Source organism: Gordonia sp. C13 (genome assembly GCF_023218005.1).
In the GTDB taxonomy this organism is placed as follows: domain Bacteria; phylum Actinomycetota; class Actinomycetes; order Mycobacteriales; family Mycobacteriaceae; genus Gordonia; species Gordonia namibiensis.
This window is the reverse complement of the sequence record NZ_JALPSY010000016.1, coordinates 42,472-58,546: the sequence shown is the minus strand read 5'-3', so window position 1 is coordinate 58,546 and position 16,075 is coordinate 42,472. Positions and strand designations below refer to the sequence as shown.

2 protein-coding genes (1 of these 2 cut by a window edge) are annotated in these 16,075 nt (G+C 70.5%); both read right to left on the bottom strand.

The window, feature by feature from the left end; all coding sequences use genetic code 11:
• Positions 1-7,837 carry the start of a non-ribosomal peptide synthase/polyketide synthase gene (locus M1L58_RS13980; protein WP_248659344.1) on the bottom strand. It extends 18,167 nt beyond the left edge of the window, so 7,837 of the gene's 26,004 nt are visible here — the first part of the coding sequence; it begins with the start codon at positions 7,835-7,837; its stop codon lies off the left edge, out of view.
• On the bottom strand, positions 7,834-15,885 hold the full coding sequence (locus M1L58_RS13975; protein WP_248659343.1) for an amino acid adenylation domain-containing protein: 8,052 nt from the start codon (positions 15,883-15,885) through the stop codon (positions 7,834-7,836). Before M1L58_RS13975 ends, M1L58_RS13980 begins: the two co-directional genes overlap by 4 nt.
• Between the last annotated feature and the right edge of the window lie 190 nt (positions 15,886-16,075).

The window sequence follows — 16,075 nt, the reverse complement described above, 5'->3', positions numbered from 1 at the left end:
CCTCCACCGCGGCCTCCGTCGGACCGAAGAGATTGTGGACCCGCACCCGGGGCAGGACGGCGCGCACCGCGGCGAGGGTGGCCGGCGCCAGCGCCTCGCCCGAGCAGTAGAGGTGTCGCAGGCTCGGCAGCACCCCGCCCCCGGTGTGGTCGAGGACCTCGACGAAGACCGTCAGCAACGACGGGACGAAGTGCACGGTGGAGACCTGCTCGTCGTCTATCAGCCGGGCGATGGCGTGTGGGTCGAGGTGTGCATCGTCGGGTGCGATGACCATCCGGGCGCCGGTGATCGGCGGGGTGAAGAGCTCGGGCACCGACACGTCGAAGGTCGCCGGCGTCTTCAACAGGACCGCGTCGTCCGGGCCGATACCGAATTCCTGGATGCCCCAGAGCAATCGGTTCATCACGGCCCGGTGGGTCACGGTCACGCCCTTGGGCCGACCGGTGGACCCGGAGGTGAACAGGGTGTAGGCGGCGTGGTCGGCCAGGAGCGGCGCCCGCCGTTCGGCGTCGGTGACCGGGGTGGTGTCGAGATCCACCGGGTTGGTGGAATCGACGACGATCACCCGGTTCACGACGCCGCCGATCGTCGTACCGTCCGCTTCATCGGGGCCGGCCGCGCCGGGTGCGACGAGACCGATGGCCGCTCGCGCGGTGTCGATCATGTAGCGCACCCGGTCCACCGGCGCATCGGTGGCCACCGGGACGTACTGGCCGCCCGCGGCGAGGACCGCGTGGATCGCGACCACCAGTTCGACCGATCGCGGTATACACACGGCGACCCTGTCTTCCGGGCCGACGCCGGCGGCGATCAGCTCTCGCGCGACCACCGCCACCCGGGCGGCGAACTCCCGATGGGTGATCGACCGGCCGGCGCAGCGCAACGCGACCGCGTCCGGTGAGATCCGGGACCCGGCGACCACGGCATCCGCCAGTGTCTCCGGCAGCAGGGTCACGATGCGGCCGAGTCCGAGCTCGTACTGGGCTTGTTGCTGAGCCTCGGTGAGCAGCGGGATGTCCGCGACCGGCACGTCGAGGTCGCGGGCCAGAACGGTGAGGGTGGACTCCAGCGCGGAGGAGATCATCTCCGCGGTGTCCCGGTCGAACAGGGCGGTGGCGTACGTGATCGACCCTGCGAGCGTCCCGTCGACGCCCTCGCGGGTACCGATGGTGAGGTCGAACTTCGCGGTGGTGTCGTCGATCTCGACGAACTCGGCGGTCAGGTCCCCCATGGTCATGCCGGCCACGACCGGCTCGGCACCGGCGGCGTGCACCAGCATCACCTGTGCCAGCGGCTCGACGTTCTCCGTGCGCGGCGGATCGACGGCGTCGACGACGCGCTCGAACGGCACCTCGGCGTGATCGAAGGCGGTCAGGTCGGCCAGCTTGACCCGGTCGAGGAGGGCCCCGCCGGTGAGCTGCGGATCCACGTCGACGCGCAGTACGACGGTGTTGACGAACATCCCGATCAGCTCGTCGAGGACGCGGTGCCCACGTCCCGCGACCGGGGTCGCGACCGCGATCTCGGCGGTCGACGTCAGCCGCGCCAGAACAGCCGCCACCGCGGTGTGCAGGACCATGAACAGCGTCGCACGCTGCTCGGAGGCGCGGCGGCGAAGACCGGCGACCACCGGCGCCGGCAACGACCACCGCACGGTCGCCGCACTGCGATCGGGTTCGACGGTGCGCGGCCGGTCCACGGGCAGCGGCAGGACATCCGGCAGCCCCCGCAACTGCTGCGTCCAGTAGGACAACTGGCGTGACATCTCCGAGTCCGGGTCGGCCGGATCTCCGAGCCGATGCCGTTGCCACACCGCGTAATCCGCGTACTGCAGGGTCAGCGGCGTCCACTGCGGAGCCTGGCCGCTGCGGCGTGCGTCGTAGGCCTCGACGACCTCGCGGGCGAGGATGGGCGCGGACTCGCCGTCGGCGGCGATGTGGTGGAGCGCGATCACGAGTACGTGATCGGTGTCCGTGGAGCTGAGGATCCGCGCACGCAGAGGGAGATCGCGGGTCACGTCGAACGGTTGTGAGATCGTGGCGGTGATCTCCTCGGCGACCAGGCTGTCCGGCGCGATCCCGGAGATGACGGTGTGTCCGACCGGGACCAGGCCGGGGTGAGACTTGCGCATCACCTGGATGGGTTCGGCTGCGTCTGTTGCTTCCGGATCGGTGGGATAGATCGTGCGGAGCACTTCGTGCCGCTCGGCCACGTCGTTGATCGCCTCGTGCATCGCGTCCACGTCGAGGTCGCCGTGCAGTCGCACGACGATGGGGATCACATATGCGGCAGAGCCCGGGTCGAACTGGTTGAGGAACCACATCCGCCGCTGGGCGTAGGACAACGGGACCGGTTCGGGTCGCGCCATCACGCCGGGCACGGGACCGGTTGCGCGACCATCGATCCCGCCGGTGTCGAGCAGCGTCCCGAGGGCCTCGACGGTCGGGGCCTCGAAGATCACCCGCACCCCGATCTCGACACCGAACTCCGCGCCGAGGCGCGCGACCACTCGGGTCGCGGACAGCGACGTACCGCCGAGATCGAAGAACGAGTCGAGCGCCGAGACGCCCGGGCCGCCGGCCGCGCCCTCCATGCCGAGGACCTCGGCGAAGACCGCCGCGACCGCGCGTTCGGTGTCGGTGCGCGGTTCGAGGTGGACGCCACTGGAGAACTCGGGTGCCGGCAGTGCGGCGCGGTCGAGTTTGCCGGTCGCCGCGAGGGGGATCTCGTCGAGCGGGACGATCGCGGTCGGCACCATGTGCGCAGGCAGATGGCGGGCCGCATGGGCGGTCAGCGCCGGCACGTCGACGGCCGCGCCGTCGCTGCCGTGGACCCAGGACACCAGCACGGTCTCACCCGACGTCGGGTGCGCGATACCGGCGGTGGTCGAGAAGTCGACCGCGGCAGAGCTTTCCAGGACGGCGTCGATCTCGCCCGTCTCGATCCGGAATCCGCGGATCTTCACCTGGAAGTCGCTGCGGCCGAGGAAGTCGAGTTCCCATCGGCCGTCCCGGCGGCGCAGGCGGACGAGGTCACCGGTCCGGTACATCCGCTCACCCGGCCGCCCGAACGGTGCGGCGACGAACCGCTCAGCGGTCAGCGCGGTCTGGTTCAGGTAGCCGACGGCCAGCGCCGGGCCGACGAGATACAGCTCGCCCGCGACGCCGGGCGGGACCGGATGGAGTCGCGCGTCGAGAACGAGTACACCCACACCCGCGATGGGACCGCCGATGGTGACGGGTCGTCCCGGACGCATCGCGGCGGAGGCGGTCGACCAGATCGTCGCCTCGGTGGGCCCGTAGAGGTTGTACATCGCACGCCCGTCCGACCAGGCGCGGACGAGCTCGGGTGAGCAGGCGTCGCCGGCGACGCACACCACCCGGAGGTCGGGGAACACCTCGGCGGCGGGCACCGTTGCCAGCGCACTCGGCGTGATCGTCAGGTGCGAGACGGACTCGTCGGCGATGACCGACGCCAGTTCGCGGCCGCCGGTGACCCAAGGCGGCACCACGACCATCGTCGAGGCCCCGGCAACCGCGACGAGAGTCTCGAACACCGAGGCGTCGAATCCCGGTGCGGCAAAACGCAGTACCCGTGACTCCGGGCTCAGGCCGAATCGGGACCGGGCGTCGGCGACCAGATCCGCGAGTCCGCGGTGCGAGACCGCGACGCCCTTGGGTCGCCCGGTCGAGCCCGAGGTGAAGATGATGTAGGCGGTGTCGTCGATCCGATCGTCGGGCACCGGATCGTCGAGGGCAACCGGCTGCGATGCCCACCGGGTGGGATCGGTCAGGTCGACGAGGTCGTCGACGAGGAGCCAGGTCGTGCCGTCGTCGGCCTCGGCCCGTGCGTCCGAGGAGCCCGGCGCACCGGGCGCCGAACTCGTGACGCCGAGCGTCGCGGCCAGCGTGCCGGTCATGTAGCGGATGCGTTCGGCGGGCTGCGACGGGTCGATGAGACCGACCGCGGCGCCGGTGCGGACGATGGCCCAGAAGGCCACCGTGCCTAACAACGATCGCGGCACGGCCAGCGCGATCACCGCGCCCGGTCGTGCGCCCCGCGACCGCAGTTCCGCGGCGACCAGTCGTGTGGCGATGTCGAGTTCGGCGTAGGTCAGGGTGGTGTCACCGTCGGTGACCGCGACACCGTCGGGGTTGCGGGCCGCCGCGGCGTCGAACAGCCCGGGCAGCGTGACCTTCTTCTCGGCCAGGGCCGGTGAGCTCAGGAGAGCCGGGGCGTCGTCGGGCTCCCCGGTCGGGAGGTCACCGATCGGGGTCTGCGGCGATTCGACGACCGCATGCGCGATGGACAGCAGACGACGCGCCAGATCGGCGACGGTGTCGGTGTCGAACAGCGCCGTCGCATAGGTGATCACGACCGGGGTGTCCTCGTCGCGGGGTCGACCGGGCGGGTCGACGACCGTCACCTGCAGGTCGACCTTGGCGCTGGTGACCGGGGCCTCGAGTTCGGAGACGACCAGACCGGGGAGTTCGATCCTCGGCCGGTCGGTGTTCTGGAAGGCGAGCGCCACCTGGAACAGCGGCGGGTGTGCGGTGCTGCGGGCGGTCGTCACCTCCTCCACGACCGTCTCGAAGGGCAGGTCGGCGTGATCGAGTGCGGCGATGTCGGTCTCGCGGCAGGCCGCGAGGACCGTGGCGAAGTCCGCATCGCGGCGCAGGGGCGTGCGCAGCGCGAGGGTGTTGACGAACATCCCGATGAGGCCGTCGAGCCGACGGTCGCCGCGACCCTCCACCGGTGTGCCGATCACCAGATCGGTGCTGCTTCCCGACCGCAGGAGGGTGACCGCGAGAAGCGCGTGCACGCACATGAACATGGTCGCGTCGTGCCGGTCGGCGAGTTCGCGCAGGCGTGACCAGGTCGCCGCATCGATCACCGTCGACAGTTCCGCACCGCTCTCGTCGCGCAGAGCCGACCGCGGGCGATCCAGCGGCAGATCGGTGAGTTCCGGGGCGTCGGCGAGTTGCGTTCTCCAGTAACCGAGTTGGCGTACCGCAAGCGACTCGGGGTCGGTGAGATCACCGAGGATCTCGTGATGCCACACCGCATAGTCGGCGTAATGCACCGGCAGCGGGGACCATTCGGGCGCATGACCGGACTGCCGCGCCTGGTAGGCCTCGACGAAATCGGCCACCAGCGGCGCCATCGACCCACCGTCGCCGATGATGTGATGGACGACCAGGACGAGCACCCACTCGTCGTCGGCGACCCGGATGAGGCGCGCGCGCACCGGTGCTTCCCGCTCGAGGTCGAAACCGCGGGTGACGATGTCGGCGACGGTCGCGGTCACCCCGGCAGACCCGGAGCCGCGCATGTCGATCGGCGGATCCACCCGCGCGTCGTGCCGGGCGGTGTCGGGATCGTCGACGATCTGCTGCGGAACGCCGTCGACGGCGACGAACCGCGTGCGCAACGTTTCATGGCGGGCGATCAGGTCATCGAGGGCCGCGGCCACCGAAGCGGGTTCCAGGCGTGGGCCGGGCAGATCGGCGGTGGACTGGCCGCGCAGGCGCAGGACGGCCGGGATGAGATAGGCCGGTCCGCCCGGGTTCATGGTCTCCAGGAACCAGATCCGTCGCTGGGCAGGCGACAGCGGAAGCGGACCGGTCCGCTCCACCGGACGCAACGGCGGTCGCGTGGACTCCTGCCGGTCGCCCTCGGCGAGACGCGTGTCGATCGCCGTGGCGAGTGCGCGGACCGTGGGGGTCGTGAACAGATCGCGTGCCGCCACCGTGGTCCCGAAGTCCTCGGCGGCGCGTGCGGCGACGCGGGTCGCGGTAAGCGAGTTGCCGCCGAGGTCGAACAGTGATGCGGTGACACTGATCTCGGTCTCGCCGAGGATCTCCGCGAGGAGGGCGGCGAGCCGTTCCTCGGTGGGTGTGGCCGGTGGTTCGTGGGTTCCGGTGTCGTCGGTGGTGTCCGGTTCGGGCAGGACCGCGCGGTCGAGCTTGCCGTTGACCGTGAGCGGCAGCGCGTCGAGCCACACGAACAGGGTCGGCACCATGTACTCCGGCAGCGCGGCAGCGAGCCGGTCCCGGACGGTCGCCTCGTCCGGGGCTCTGCCGGCCGTGGGAACGAGGTAGCCGACGAGATGCTCGGTGTCGCCGCGCATCCGGATGTCGGCGCCGGCCGCGTCGATGCCGTCGATCGCGGACATCGCCGACTCGACCTCGCCGAGTTCGATGCGGAAACCGCGCAGCTTCACCTGTCCGTCGCGGCGGCCGACGAATTCGATCGATCCGTTGCGGGCGACACCGACGTCACCGGTCCGGTACATCCGACTGCCCGGCGGACCGAACGGGTCGGCGACGTAGCGTGTCGCCGTCAGACCGTGGCGTCGCAGGAAGCCCCGGGTGACCTGGAGGCCAGAGACGTACAGTTCGCCGGGCACACCGTCGGGCAGCGGCGCGAGCCGGCCGTCGAGGACATGCACTCGGGAACCCAGTAGCGGCCCACCGATGTCGGAAGCCGTTGCTGCGTCGACGAATCCGCGGGTCAGCTCGCGTCTCGTCATGTAGACGGTCGTCTCGGTCGGCCCGTACATGTTGTTGAGCTGAGGACCGGGGACGTCTGCCCCCGGTCTGGTCGGCGAACCGTCGGCGGTCCGGTCGGCCTGCCACTTGCGCACGTGCTCGTAGTCGAGGAGCTCCCCCGAGAAGTGGAGGCGTCGAACCGATTCCGGGAGCGCCGAGCCGTGGGGCGGCCGTACCGCCGCCGCGAACTGGTAGAAGGACGAGGGGGTGAAGTTGACGATCGTGACGCCCTCGCGGTCGAACACCTCGACCACGTCGTCCGGGGCACGGGTGGTGGCGTGGTCGAGCACGACGAGACGCCCCCCGGCGAGCAGAGCCGCCCAGATCTCCCCCACCGACACGTCGAAGGCGTAGGAGTGGAACATCGACCACACGTCGTCGGGAGTGCTCTCGACCAGGGCGTCGAGCGCGACGACCAGGGAGATCACGTTGTCGTGGGTGACCACGACGCCCTTGGGTACACCCGTCGAACCGGAGGTGTACATGACGTAAGCACTCGAATGGGCCCCGACGCGGTCGGGAAGACGTGCTGCCGGGAGCGGTTCGGCCCAGGAAAGCAGCTCGTCGGGTGTCGAGATGCGAGCGGGCATGTCCGTCCACGCGGCCGAGGTGTCGGGGTCGGCGAGGACGAGCACCGGCGCGGCGTCGTCGACGATGGTGCGCAACCGCGCGATGGGATGTGTCCGGTCGAGCGGCAGGTACGCCGCACCGGTCTTGAGTACCGCTAGCAGTGCGACGACGAGATCGGCCGACCTCGGCATCGCCACGCCCACCAGGGTTTCCGGCCCGGCGCCGGCCGCGGCGAGCGCACGCGCCAGCCGCTCGGTCCGGTCGTCGAGGTCGCGGTAGGTGATCGTCGCGCCGTCGAGATCGGTGAGCGCCGCGGCGTCGGGACGCCGGTGCGCCGACACCCGGAAAAGGCCCGGGAGCGACTCGACGTCGCCTGTGCCGAGCACATGGTCGATCCGGCGGTCCAGGTCGGCGAGGACCTCCCCGGCGGTCGCCGCCAGTTGTGCCGGGGTCCTTCCCGTCCGCGGCAACAGCGCGGTGACCGTCGCGCGTACCGCCGGGGTCGGGTCGACGCCACGCGCGGCCAGGGTGGTCGCCGCGACCGTCACCCGGCGGTGGAACTCGCGGAACGTCACCGGCCCGTTGGCCCCGACCATCGCCTCGGCGTCGGCGGCGTGGGTCGCGGCGAAGGTGAGCCTGCGCAGCGCCGTCGGCTGTGTGGACCCCGCGGACGTGCGCGCCCCGACGCTGCGCGAAACCGAGGTGTCCGACGTCACGCGGGCTCCACCCGGTTCCGTCGTGGTTCACCGGGGATTGCGTCACCGGGCACTGCGTCGACGCGCCCGGACAGGGCGGTCGTCGCCGCGGTGCGGACGCACGCGAACACCTCGTCGATGGTCCGGTCGGCGTCGGCGAGGAGCGTGGTGACCGCGACCGTCAAGGCCTCCGACGGGTCCTCGTCCGGCACGGAGAACGCCATGGCCACCGAGGTGGCCTCGAGATCGGCGAACGTGACCGAGGGTGCCCCGGGGATGCCGATCACCGCATCCGGCGCCGTCGCCGCGACCGTGGACACGAGTTCGTGCAGCGGCTGCTCGGCGTCGACGATCTCGGCCGACTGCCCGTCGGCCCAGATCGACAGGTCGCCCACCGGCGTCCCCGGCCGGGCGGCGATGTCGATGAGCAGGTTCTGGTATCGCTCCGCGATCCGTTCGGCTCCGGCACGGTCGAAGAGGTCGGTGTCGTAGGCGATCTGGCCACCGAGCGCACCACCCCGGTCCACCCCGTCGAGGTCGTCGGGGTACACCATGATCTCGAGGTCGACCTTGGCCGCCAGAGACGACGACGGTCGCAGACGAACGGACAGACCATCGAGGCTCATCGCGGGGATGTCGAGGTTCTGGTACGAGAGCATGACCGAGAACAGCGGGTTGTGCCGGCCCCGGCGAGCCGGTCCCTTCCCGACGCGGTTCAGGTGGTCGACGATCTGGTCGAAGGCGACGTCGGCGTGGGCGAGGTCGGTGACGTCCTCGGTCCGTACGCGTCGCAGCAGCTCGTCGAACGGTTCGTCGAGACGCAGACGGGTACGCAGCGGCACCGTGGTCGCGAGCATGCCGACCATGTCGGCGAGAGCGGGATCGTCGCGGCCCGCGAACGGCGTGCCGATCACGACGTCCTCGCGGCCGGAAAGCCGGCCGATCAACACGGCGAGCGCTGCGTGCATCACCACGAACTGCGTCGTGTTGTTCACGCGCGCAAGGTGTTTGAGCACCGTCGCGGTCTCCGGCGGGACACTCACGTCGACCACGTCTCCGCGGTGCCGGGGTTCCACGGGACGCGGCCGGTCCGTCGGGATCACGGCGGGTTCACGGACCGTCCCGAGGCGTTGCTCCCAGTACTCCAGCTGGGCCTGCTCCTCGGTGATTCCGCCGGACGCCTCGGACGACAGTCGCTCGGCGTGCCAGATCGCGTAGTCGGCGTACTGCACCCGCACCGGGTTCACGACCGCGGTCCAGGGACCCGCCTGCCCATCGATCCGGGCGCGGTAGGCGGTGGTGAGGTCGCGGGCCAGCGGCCGCAACGAACCGCCGTCGGCGTTGATGTGGTGCACCACGAAGACGAGGAGGTGACGGTCGGCGGCGAGCCGGAGGATCGCAGCACGGACCGCGTTGGGGCCGGTCAGATCGAAGCCCGGTTCGACGACGGCGGCGATCTCCTCCTCGACGCGGTCCGGGGTGGTGTCGACGAGAGCCACCCGGAAGCCGCGCAGGGCATCGGCGGCCGGGATGATGACCTGCACCGGACGCCCCTCGTGCAACGGGTAGCGCGTCCGGAGGGACTCGTGGCGGGCGATCACGTCGCCGAGCGCCCCGGTCAGGGCCGAGACGTCGAGTGGGCCGTCGAGTTCGAGGGTGAGCCCCACGTTGTACGCCGACGATGCCGGATCGATCTGGTTGAGCGACCAGAGTCCGCGTTGGACACCGGTCAGGTCGACCATGTGCGGCCGCTCCCGGGGTGTCAGAACCCTGCCCGCGCCGGTGGATTCGACCGTGCTCAGTGCGGCGACGAAGCTCGCCACCGTCGGGTTCTCGAACAGCAGCGCCAGCGGGACCCGCCGGTCGATGTGCTGCTCCACCCGATAGGTCACCTTGGTCGCCGACAGCGAACTGCCGCCCAGTTCGAAGAATCCGTCATGCACACTGACCGTCTGGAGTCCGAGCACGTCGGCGAAGATCTGCGCCACGGCCGCCTCGAGACGGCTGCGGGGAGCGACGTATTCGCGTGCGGGCGAGATCTCGACGGCCGGCAGCGCGCGCCGGTCGACCTTGCCGGTCCGGGTCACCGGGAACTCGTCGAGCACCTGGACGGTGTGCGGGACGAGGTGCGCCGGCAAATGGGATACCGCATGGTCGACGATCTGTTCGGGGGCGGGGTTGCGTCCCGGCACCCCCGTCACATAGGAGACCAGGACCGTGTCGCCCGCCGGCGTCGGCATCCCGACACTCACCGAGTGCTCGACGTCGGGGTGGGTGACCAGAACGGCGTCGACCTCCCCCGGCTCGACCCGCATGCCGCGGATCTTGATCTGGAAGTCGTTGCGGCCGTGGTAGATCAACTGGCCGTCGGCTGTCCACGAGACGAGATCGCCGGTGCGGTACATCCGGGTGCCGGCCCCGAAGGGGTCGGCGACGAACCGGCCCGCAGTCAGTCCCGCCCGTCCGTGATACCCGCGTCCGAGCGCCCGCCCGGCGAGATAGAGTTCGCCCACGACGCCGGACGGCACCGGGCGCAGTCCCGCGTCGAGAACCCGTGCCCCGACGCCGGAGATAGGCCGGCCGATGGTCACCGGCGCCGTCGCGCGCAGCGGCGGGGAGAGCGTCACCCAGATCGTGGTCTCGGTGGGACCGTACAGGTTGAGCAGCGGTCTGCCATCGGCGTCCCATCGCTCGACGAGTTCCGGCGGGCAGTCCTCCCCCGCCACCATCATCGTCTCGACGCCGGGGATCTCCGCCGGATCGATCGTGGCGAGCGCCGTCGGAGTGGCGCAGGCGTGCGTGACCCGGTGCCGGGTGATGACGTCGGCGAGTTCGGGGCCGGCGAACACATCGGGCGGACTGATCACCAGTTCCGCGCCCGCACAGATCGCGAGGATGATCTCCCAGACCGCGACGTCGAACCCCGGTGCGGCGAGCTGCAGTACGCGGGACCCACGGGTCACACCGAGTCGGGTCTGCTGCTCGGCGACCATCTCCGCGAGGCCCGCGTGGGTGACCGCCGCCGCCTTCGGACGTCCGGTCGATCCGGAGGTGAAGAGCAGGTATGCGAGATCGTCGACGCGAGCGCCTCGGGTTCGGTCCGCGTCGGTGACCGGATGGTCGCGGCGTCCTGCGAGGTTCAGCTCCACCTCGAGGTCGTCGAGCAGCCACTCCTCGACACCGAGGTCACGCTGCTGCGGTGCGGCATCCGGGTCGGCGGCACGGTCGGCGACCACCACCGAGTCGACGGTGATCACGAGTGCGGCGCCGCTGTCGGCCAGCATCGCAGCTCGGCGGCGCACCGGCAGCCGCGCGTCGATGATGACGAAGGCGGCGCCACTCATCGCCACGCCGAGCATGGTGAGGACCATCCGTGGGGATCGTGGAATGCTGACGGCGACCACATCTCCCGGACCGATGCCGCGGTCGGCGAGGAGGCGGGCCAACTGGTGGGTCGCGGTCGCCACCTCTGCCCAGGTAAGTCGCCCGGTACCGGCCCGGGCGTCACCCATCAGGGCGACGGCGGAGGGATTTGCCGACGCGATTCCCCGTGCGATGAGTTCGGCGAGGGTCGTCTCCTGCTGCGCGCCGCGAAGCGGTGCGGCGAGTGCGCGGAGCGCGTCGGGCCCGAGCAGGTCGATCGAGGCGAGGGAACGGTCGGGCGCCGACACCATCTGGCTCAGGACCAGGCGCAACCGGCTCGCCATGTCGCGGATCGTCTGCTCATCGAACAGGTCGGTGGCATAGGCGAATTCGACCTCGTAGTCGTCCGTGCGCTCGGTCACCGAGACGGTGACGTCGTACTTCGCCGCCGGCACCCGCGCATCGAGCAGTTCCGCCGAGCCCGTCCACTGCGACAGCTCGGTCAACTGGTCGGGCTGAACGCTCAAGGCGACCTGGAACAGCGGCGAATGGGACGGCGACCGTTGCGGCGCGACGGCGTCGACGACGCGTTCGAAGGGGACGTCGGCGTGACTCAACGCCCGCGCGCAACGACGATGCGCCGAGGTCACGAGATCCCGCACGGTGTCGTCCGGGCGCAGCAAGGTGCGCAGGACGACGGTGTTGACGAACATGCCGACCAGTTCGGCAACCGCCGGGTCGTCGCGTCCGGCGACCGCGGTGCCGATGCTGACGTCGTCCACCGCGGCGAGCTTGCCGAGGGTGAGGGCCAGAGCCGACTGGAAGACGGCGAACGGCGTGACGGCGAGGGTCGTCGCGAGGCGGCGGAGCCCGACCGACAGCTCGGCGTCCAGAGTGACGTCGAGGTGATCTCCCGCGCTGGACATCACCCGCGGGCGCGGGCGATCGGTGGGCAGTTGCAGAAGGTCGGGTGCGCCGTGGAGTTCGGTGCGCCAGAACTCGAGTCCCTCGACCAGCGCGGGCGACGGCCGTTCCGGGGTTCCGAGGACCTCGGCGCGTTCGACGGCGACATCGGCGTATTGCATCGGGAGCGGGGTGAACTCGGGTTGTTCCCCTGCGCGCCTGCTCTCGTAGGCCGTCATCAGGTCCCGGAGCAGCGGCCGCAACGAATGCCCGTCGGCCGCGATGTGGTGAAGGACGAGCACCACGACGTCGCCGCGAGGGTCCCCGGTGAGGAGGCGGAAGCGGAACGGGATCTCCTCGGCGAGATCGAATCCCACCTCGGTGATCGCGGAGATCGCCGCATCGAGACCCCGCTCACCGACATCGATCGGTTCGGAGTCGAACACGGCGCCCGCGGTCGCGGTGTCGAGGATGCGCTGTTCCGGTTCGCCGTCGACCGCCGGGAACACGGTACGCAGGATCTCGTGCCGGTCGAGGACGTCGAGCGCCGCGCGATGGAGCGCCTCGGGATCCACCGCATGGGTGAGCCGAAGCGCACCGGACATGTTGTAGGTCGACTCGGTCGGGGACATGCGGTTGATGAACCACAGCCGGGTCTGCGCCTGGGACAACGGAATCCGCGCCGGGCGCGGTGGAAGGCGACGCTCCGGCGGTTCCGGCACGGTGTCCGCAACGACGGCGCGGGAAGCAAGGTCGGCGAGGTCGTCACTGTCGAAGACGTCGGTCAGGGCGATCGTCAGACCGTGTCCGATCCGGGCACGGGACACCATGCGGGCTGCGAGGAGTGAGTCGACGCCGAGGGCGAAGAGATTGTCCGACAGGCTGACCCGTTCCCGGCCCAGGGCCTCGGCGACCATCGAGACGATCGCCTTCTCCGCCGGTGTCCGGGCCTCACGGAACTCCGTGGTCTTGTCCGTGAGGTCCGGGGCGGGCAACGCCGACTGGTCGAGCTTTCCGGAGCGGTTCGTCGGGAAGGCGTCGAGGAACACCACGGCGAGCGGCACCATGTGGCCGGGCAGCCGCCGGCGGCAGAAGGCGCGGACGGCGTCCGAGTCGGGGACCCCGGAGGTCCCGCGGACGTACGCCACGAGTACCGGCGCCGGTCCGAGATCTCGCCGAGCCACGACGACCACCGCGTCGACACCGGGCATCGTCGCGACCACCGATTCGACCTCGCCGAGCTCCACCCGTTGCCCGCGGATCTTCACCTGATGGTCGCTGCGACCCAGGTACTCCAGTTCTCCGTTCTGCATCCACCGCACCAGGTCGCCGGTCCGGTACATCCGGGCACCCGGCTCGCCCAACGGGTCGGCCACGAACCGGGAGGCGGTCTGCGCCATCGCGCCGAGGTAGCCGTTGGCCAGCTGCGGGCCCACCAGGCACAGCTCACCGGCGACGCCGACCGGGACCGGCCGCAGGCGGCGATCCAGAACGCGCACGACGGTGCCCGCCACCGGTCGCCCGATGGGCACGACGGTGTCGTCGGAAGTCACCCGATGGGACGTGACGTCGATGGCCGCCTCGGTGGGGCCGTAGAGGTTGACCAGGCCGGCTGACGAGGTCCGGCGGAGGCGACGAGCCAGCTGCGCCGACAGCGCCTCCCCAGAGGTGAAGACCCAGCGGACCCGGTCGGGCAGCGACGTCGGCGTACCCGACCCGTTCTCGGTCTGACCCACGACGTCGAGATAGGCGTCGAGCATGGACGGGACGAAGTGCAGCACGGTGACCGCGGCCTCGTCGATGAGGCTCCGCAAGTACTCGGGGTCCCGGTGGCCGTCCGGTTCGGCGATGACCATCTGCGCACCGGTCTGCAGGGGCCACAACAGCTCCCACACCGACACGTCGAAGGTCGCCGGGGTCTTGTAGAGCACCGCATCGTCGGGGCCGATCGGATGATCTCGCTGCATCCATGCGAGGCGGTGCTCGAGCGCCGCGTGGTCGACCTCGACCCCCTTCGGTACACCGGTCGAGCCGGACGTGAAGATCACGTACGCGGGCTGATGCGGCAAGAGACGGGAGCGACGCGGTGGTACCTCGTCCTCCGGACCCGCCCCGGCGTCGATGGCATCGATCCCACGGTCGGCGAGGAACTGTGCGTCCACGGTGAGCGCAGGCCGGACGATCGTGGCAATGGCGTGGCGTCGTTCCTCCGGCTCGGCCGGATCGACGGGTACGTACACCGCCCCGAGGCCGATGATCGCGTAGACCGCGCACACCTGTTCCAGGCAGCGATCGAGCGCGACGATCACCCGGTCCCCCGCGACGACCCCCTCGTCCGCGAGGACACGCGCGAATCCGTCGACCGCCAGCGACATCTCGCGGTAGGTGAGGCGCGAGTCCCTGAAGACGAGCGCGGTCGAGTCCGGCGTCGCAGCGACCTGTCGTGCGAAGGGAGCCAGGATGTGCTCGCCGGCGACGCCGACCGCCGGACCGCCATCACCGAGCCGCTCGACCGCCGCCGGCTCACCCGGGATGAGCAGGTCCAGTGCCGCCACCGGACGATCCGGGGCCTCGATGAACTGCTCGAGAACGTGAAGCAGCCGCGCCCGGTGGGTGCGCAACTCTTCGGGGTCGTACAGGGCCGGGTTGGCGTGGAGACCCACCTCGAGCGGCGCGTCGGGACCTGCGGCGAAGACGTTCATCACGAGGTCCTCGACCATGCCCGCGGACAGCATGTGATAGCTGACGTGGGCCCCGTCGATCTCGATCGGCTTGTCGAAGAGCAGGAGGTTCACCAGCGGACCGAAGGACGTACCGGTCGCATCGCCGAATCCGGCTGCGGCACGGATGTCCTCGGAGCGGTACCGCTGATGGCGGAGAACCGCGGTGATCTCCGAGGTGACCGCGGCGACGACATCGGCACAGGTCGCCGCGCCCACACCGTCGACGCGCAACGGCAGCATGTTGGAGACCATGCCCATCGACTGTTTGATCCGGGCAGTGGTGCGAGCCGTGACGGGCAGACTCAGCACGATGTCGTCGGCACCGGACATCCGTGCCAGGAATGCGGCGAACGCCGCGGTGAGAACCGCCGCGACGGAAGCGTCCAGCTCTCGGGCGCGGCGTCGCAGACGGCTGTCGAGGTCGGCGTCGAGCATCCCCGCGGCCACCACGGTCTCGTTTCGGATGCCGGTGGTGGCCGGATGGGTGGCCAGTGACACACGTTCGGGCAGTCCGGCGGCGCGTTCCGCCCAGAACGCATGGTCCTTCTCGTGACGCGTGCTCTGGCGGTAGGCGGCATCGTCGGCGACCACCTCGGCAAGGGTCGCTCGCCGCGGTGGGACGCGGGTCTCGGCCGCGACCGCGGCGTTGTAGCGCGCCACCGCTTCGTGCAGGCAGACGAGCGCGCCGTAACCGTCGAAGGCGATGTGGTGACCGCGCATGTACCAGTAGGTACGGTCGTCCGCCACGCGGATGAAGGCGGCGAAACCGACCGGGTCGTTCAGTAGGTCGACCGGGCGCTCGTGGTCCGCACGCATCCACTCCTCGGCCGCGGCGAGCGGGTCGGGCCGGTCACGCAGGTCCAGTTCCACGACGTCGAACGGCAGCGACTGGTCGATGTACTGCATCGGCGTGCCGTCGACCTCGGCGATCCGGGTGTAGGCGGTCTGGAGTTCCCGCGAACCCTCGATGACGCCGCGGCGGAACAGCTCTCGGTCGAATGGACGCCCGTCGTCGACGATGTCCAGGTAATGCGCGATGGTGATCGAGTGGTCGCCGTCGAGGTTCTCGGCGAACCACATGGCACGTTGAGCCGCGGTGAGATCCAGCAGGTCGACCCCCCTAGCTTCGCTGCGCCCTTCCCGGCGCCCCTCCCCGTACCCAACTTGTGGGATCCCCTCACCGAGGGGTGATTCTTCATCCATTCCACGTCCGAACCAGTCGTCGGCGATTTGGTCGTTCGACGGCGCCGCTGACCCGTCCCCCGAGGCG

Excerpts from the sequence above, each read along its gene's own strand:
- M1L58_RS13975 (WP_248659343.1), bottom strand. The coding sequence starts at position 15,885 with ATGTGGTTCGCCGAGAACCTCGACGGCGACCACTCGATCACCATCGCG.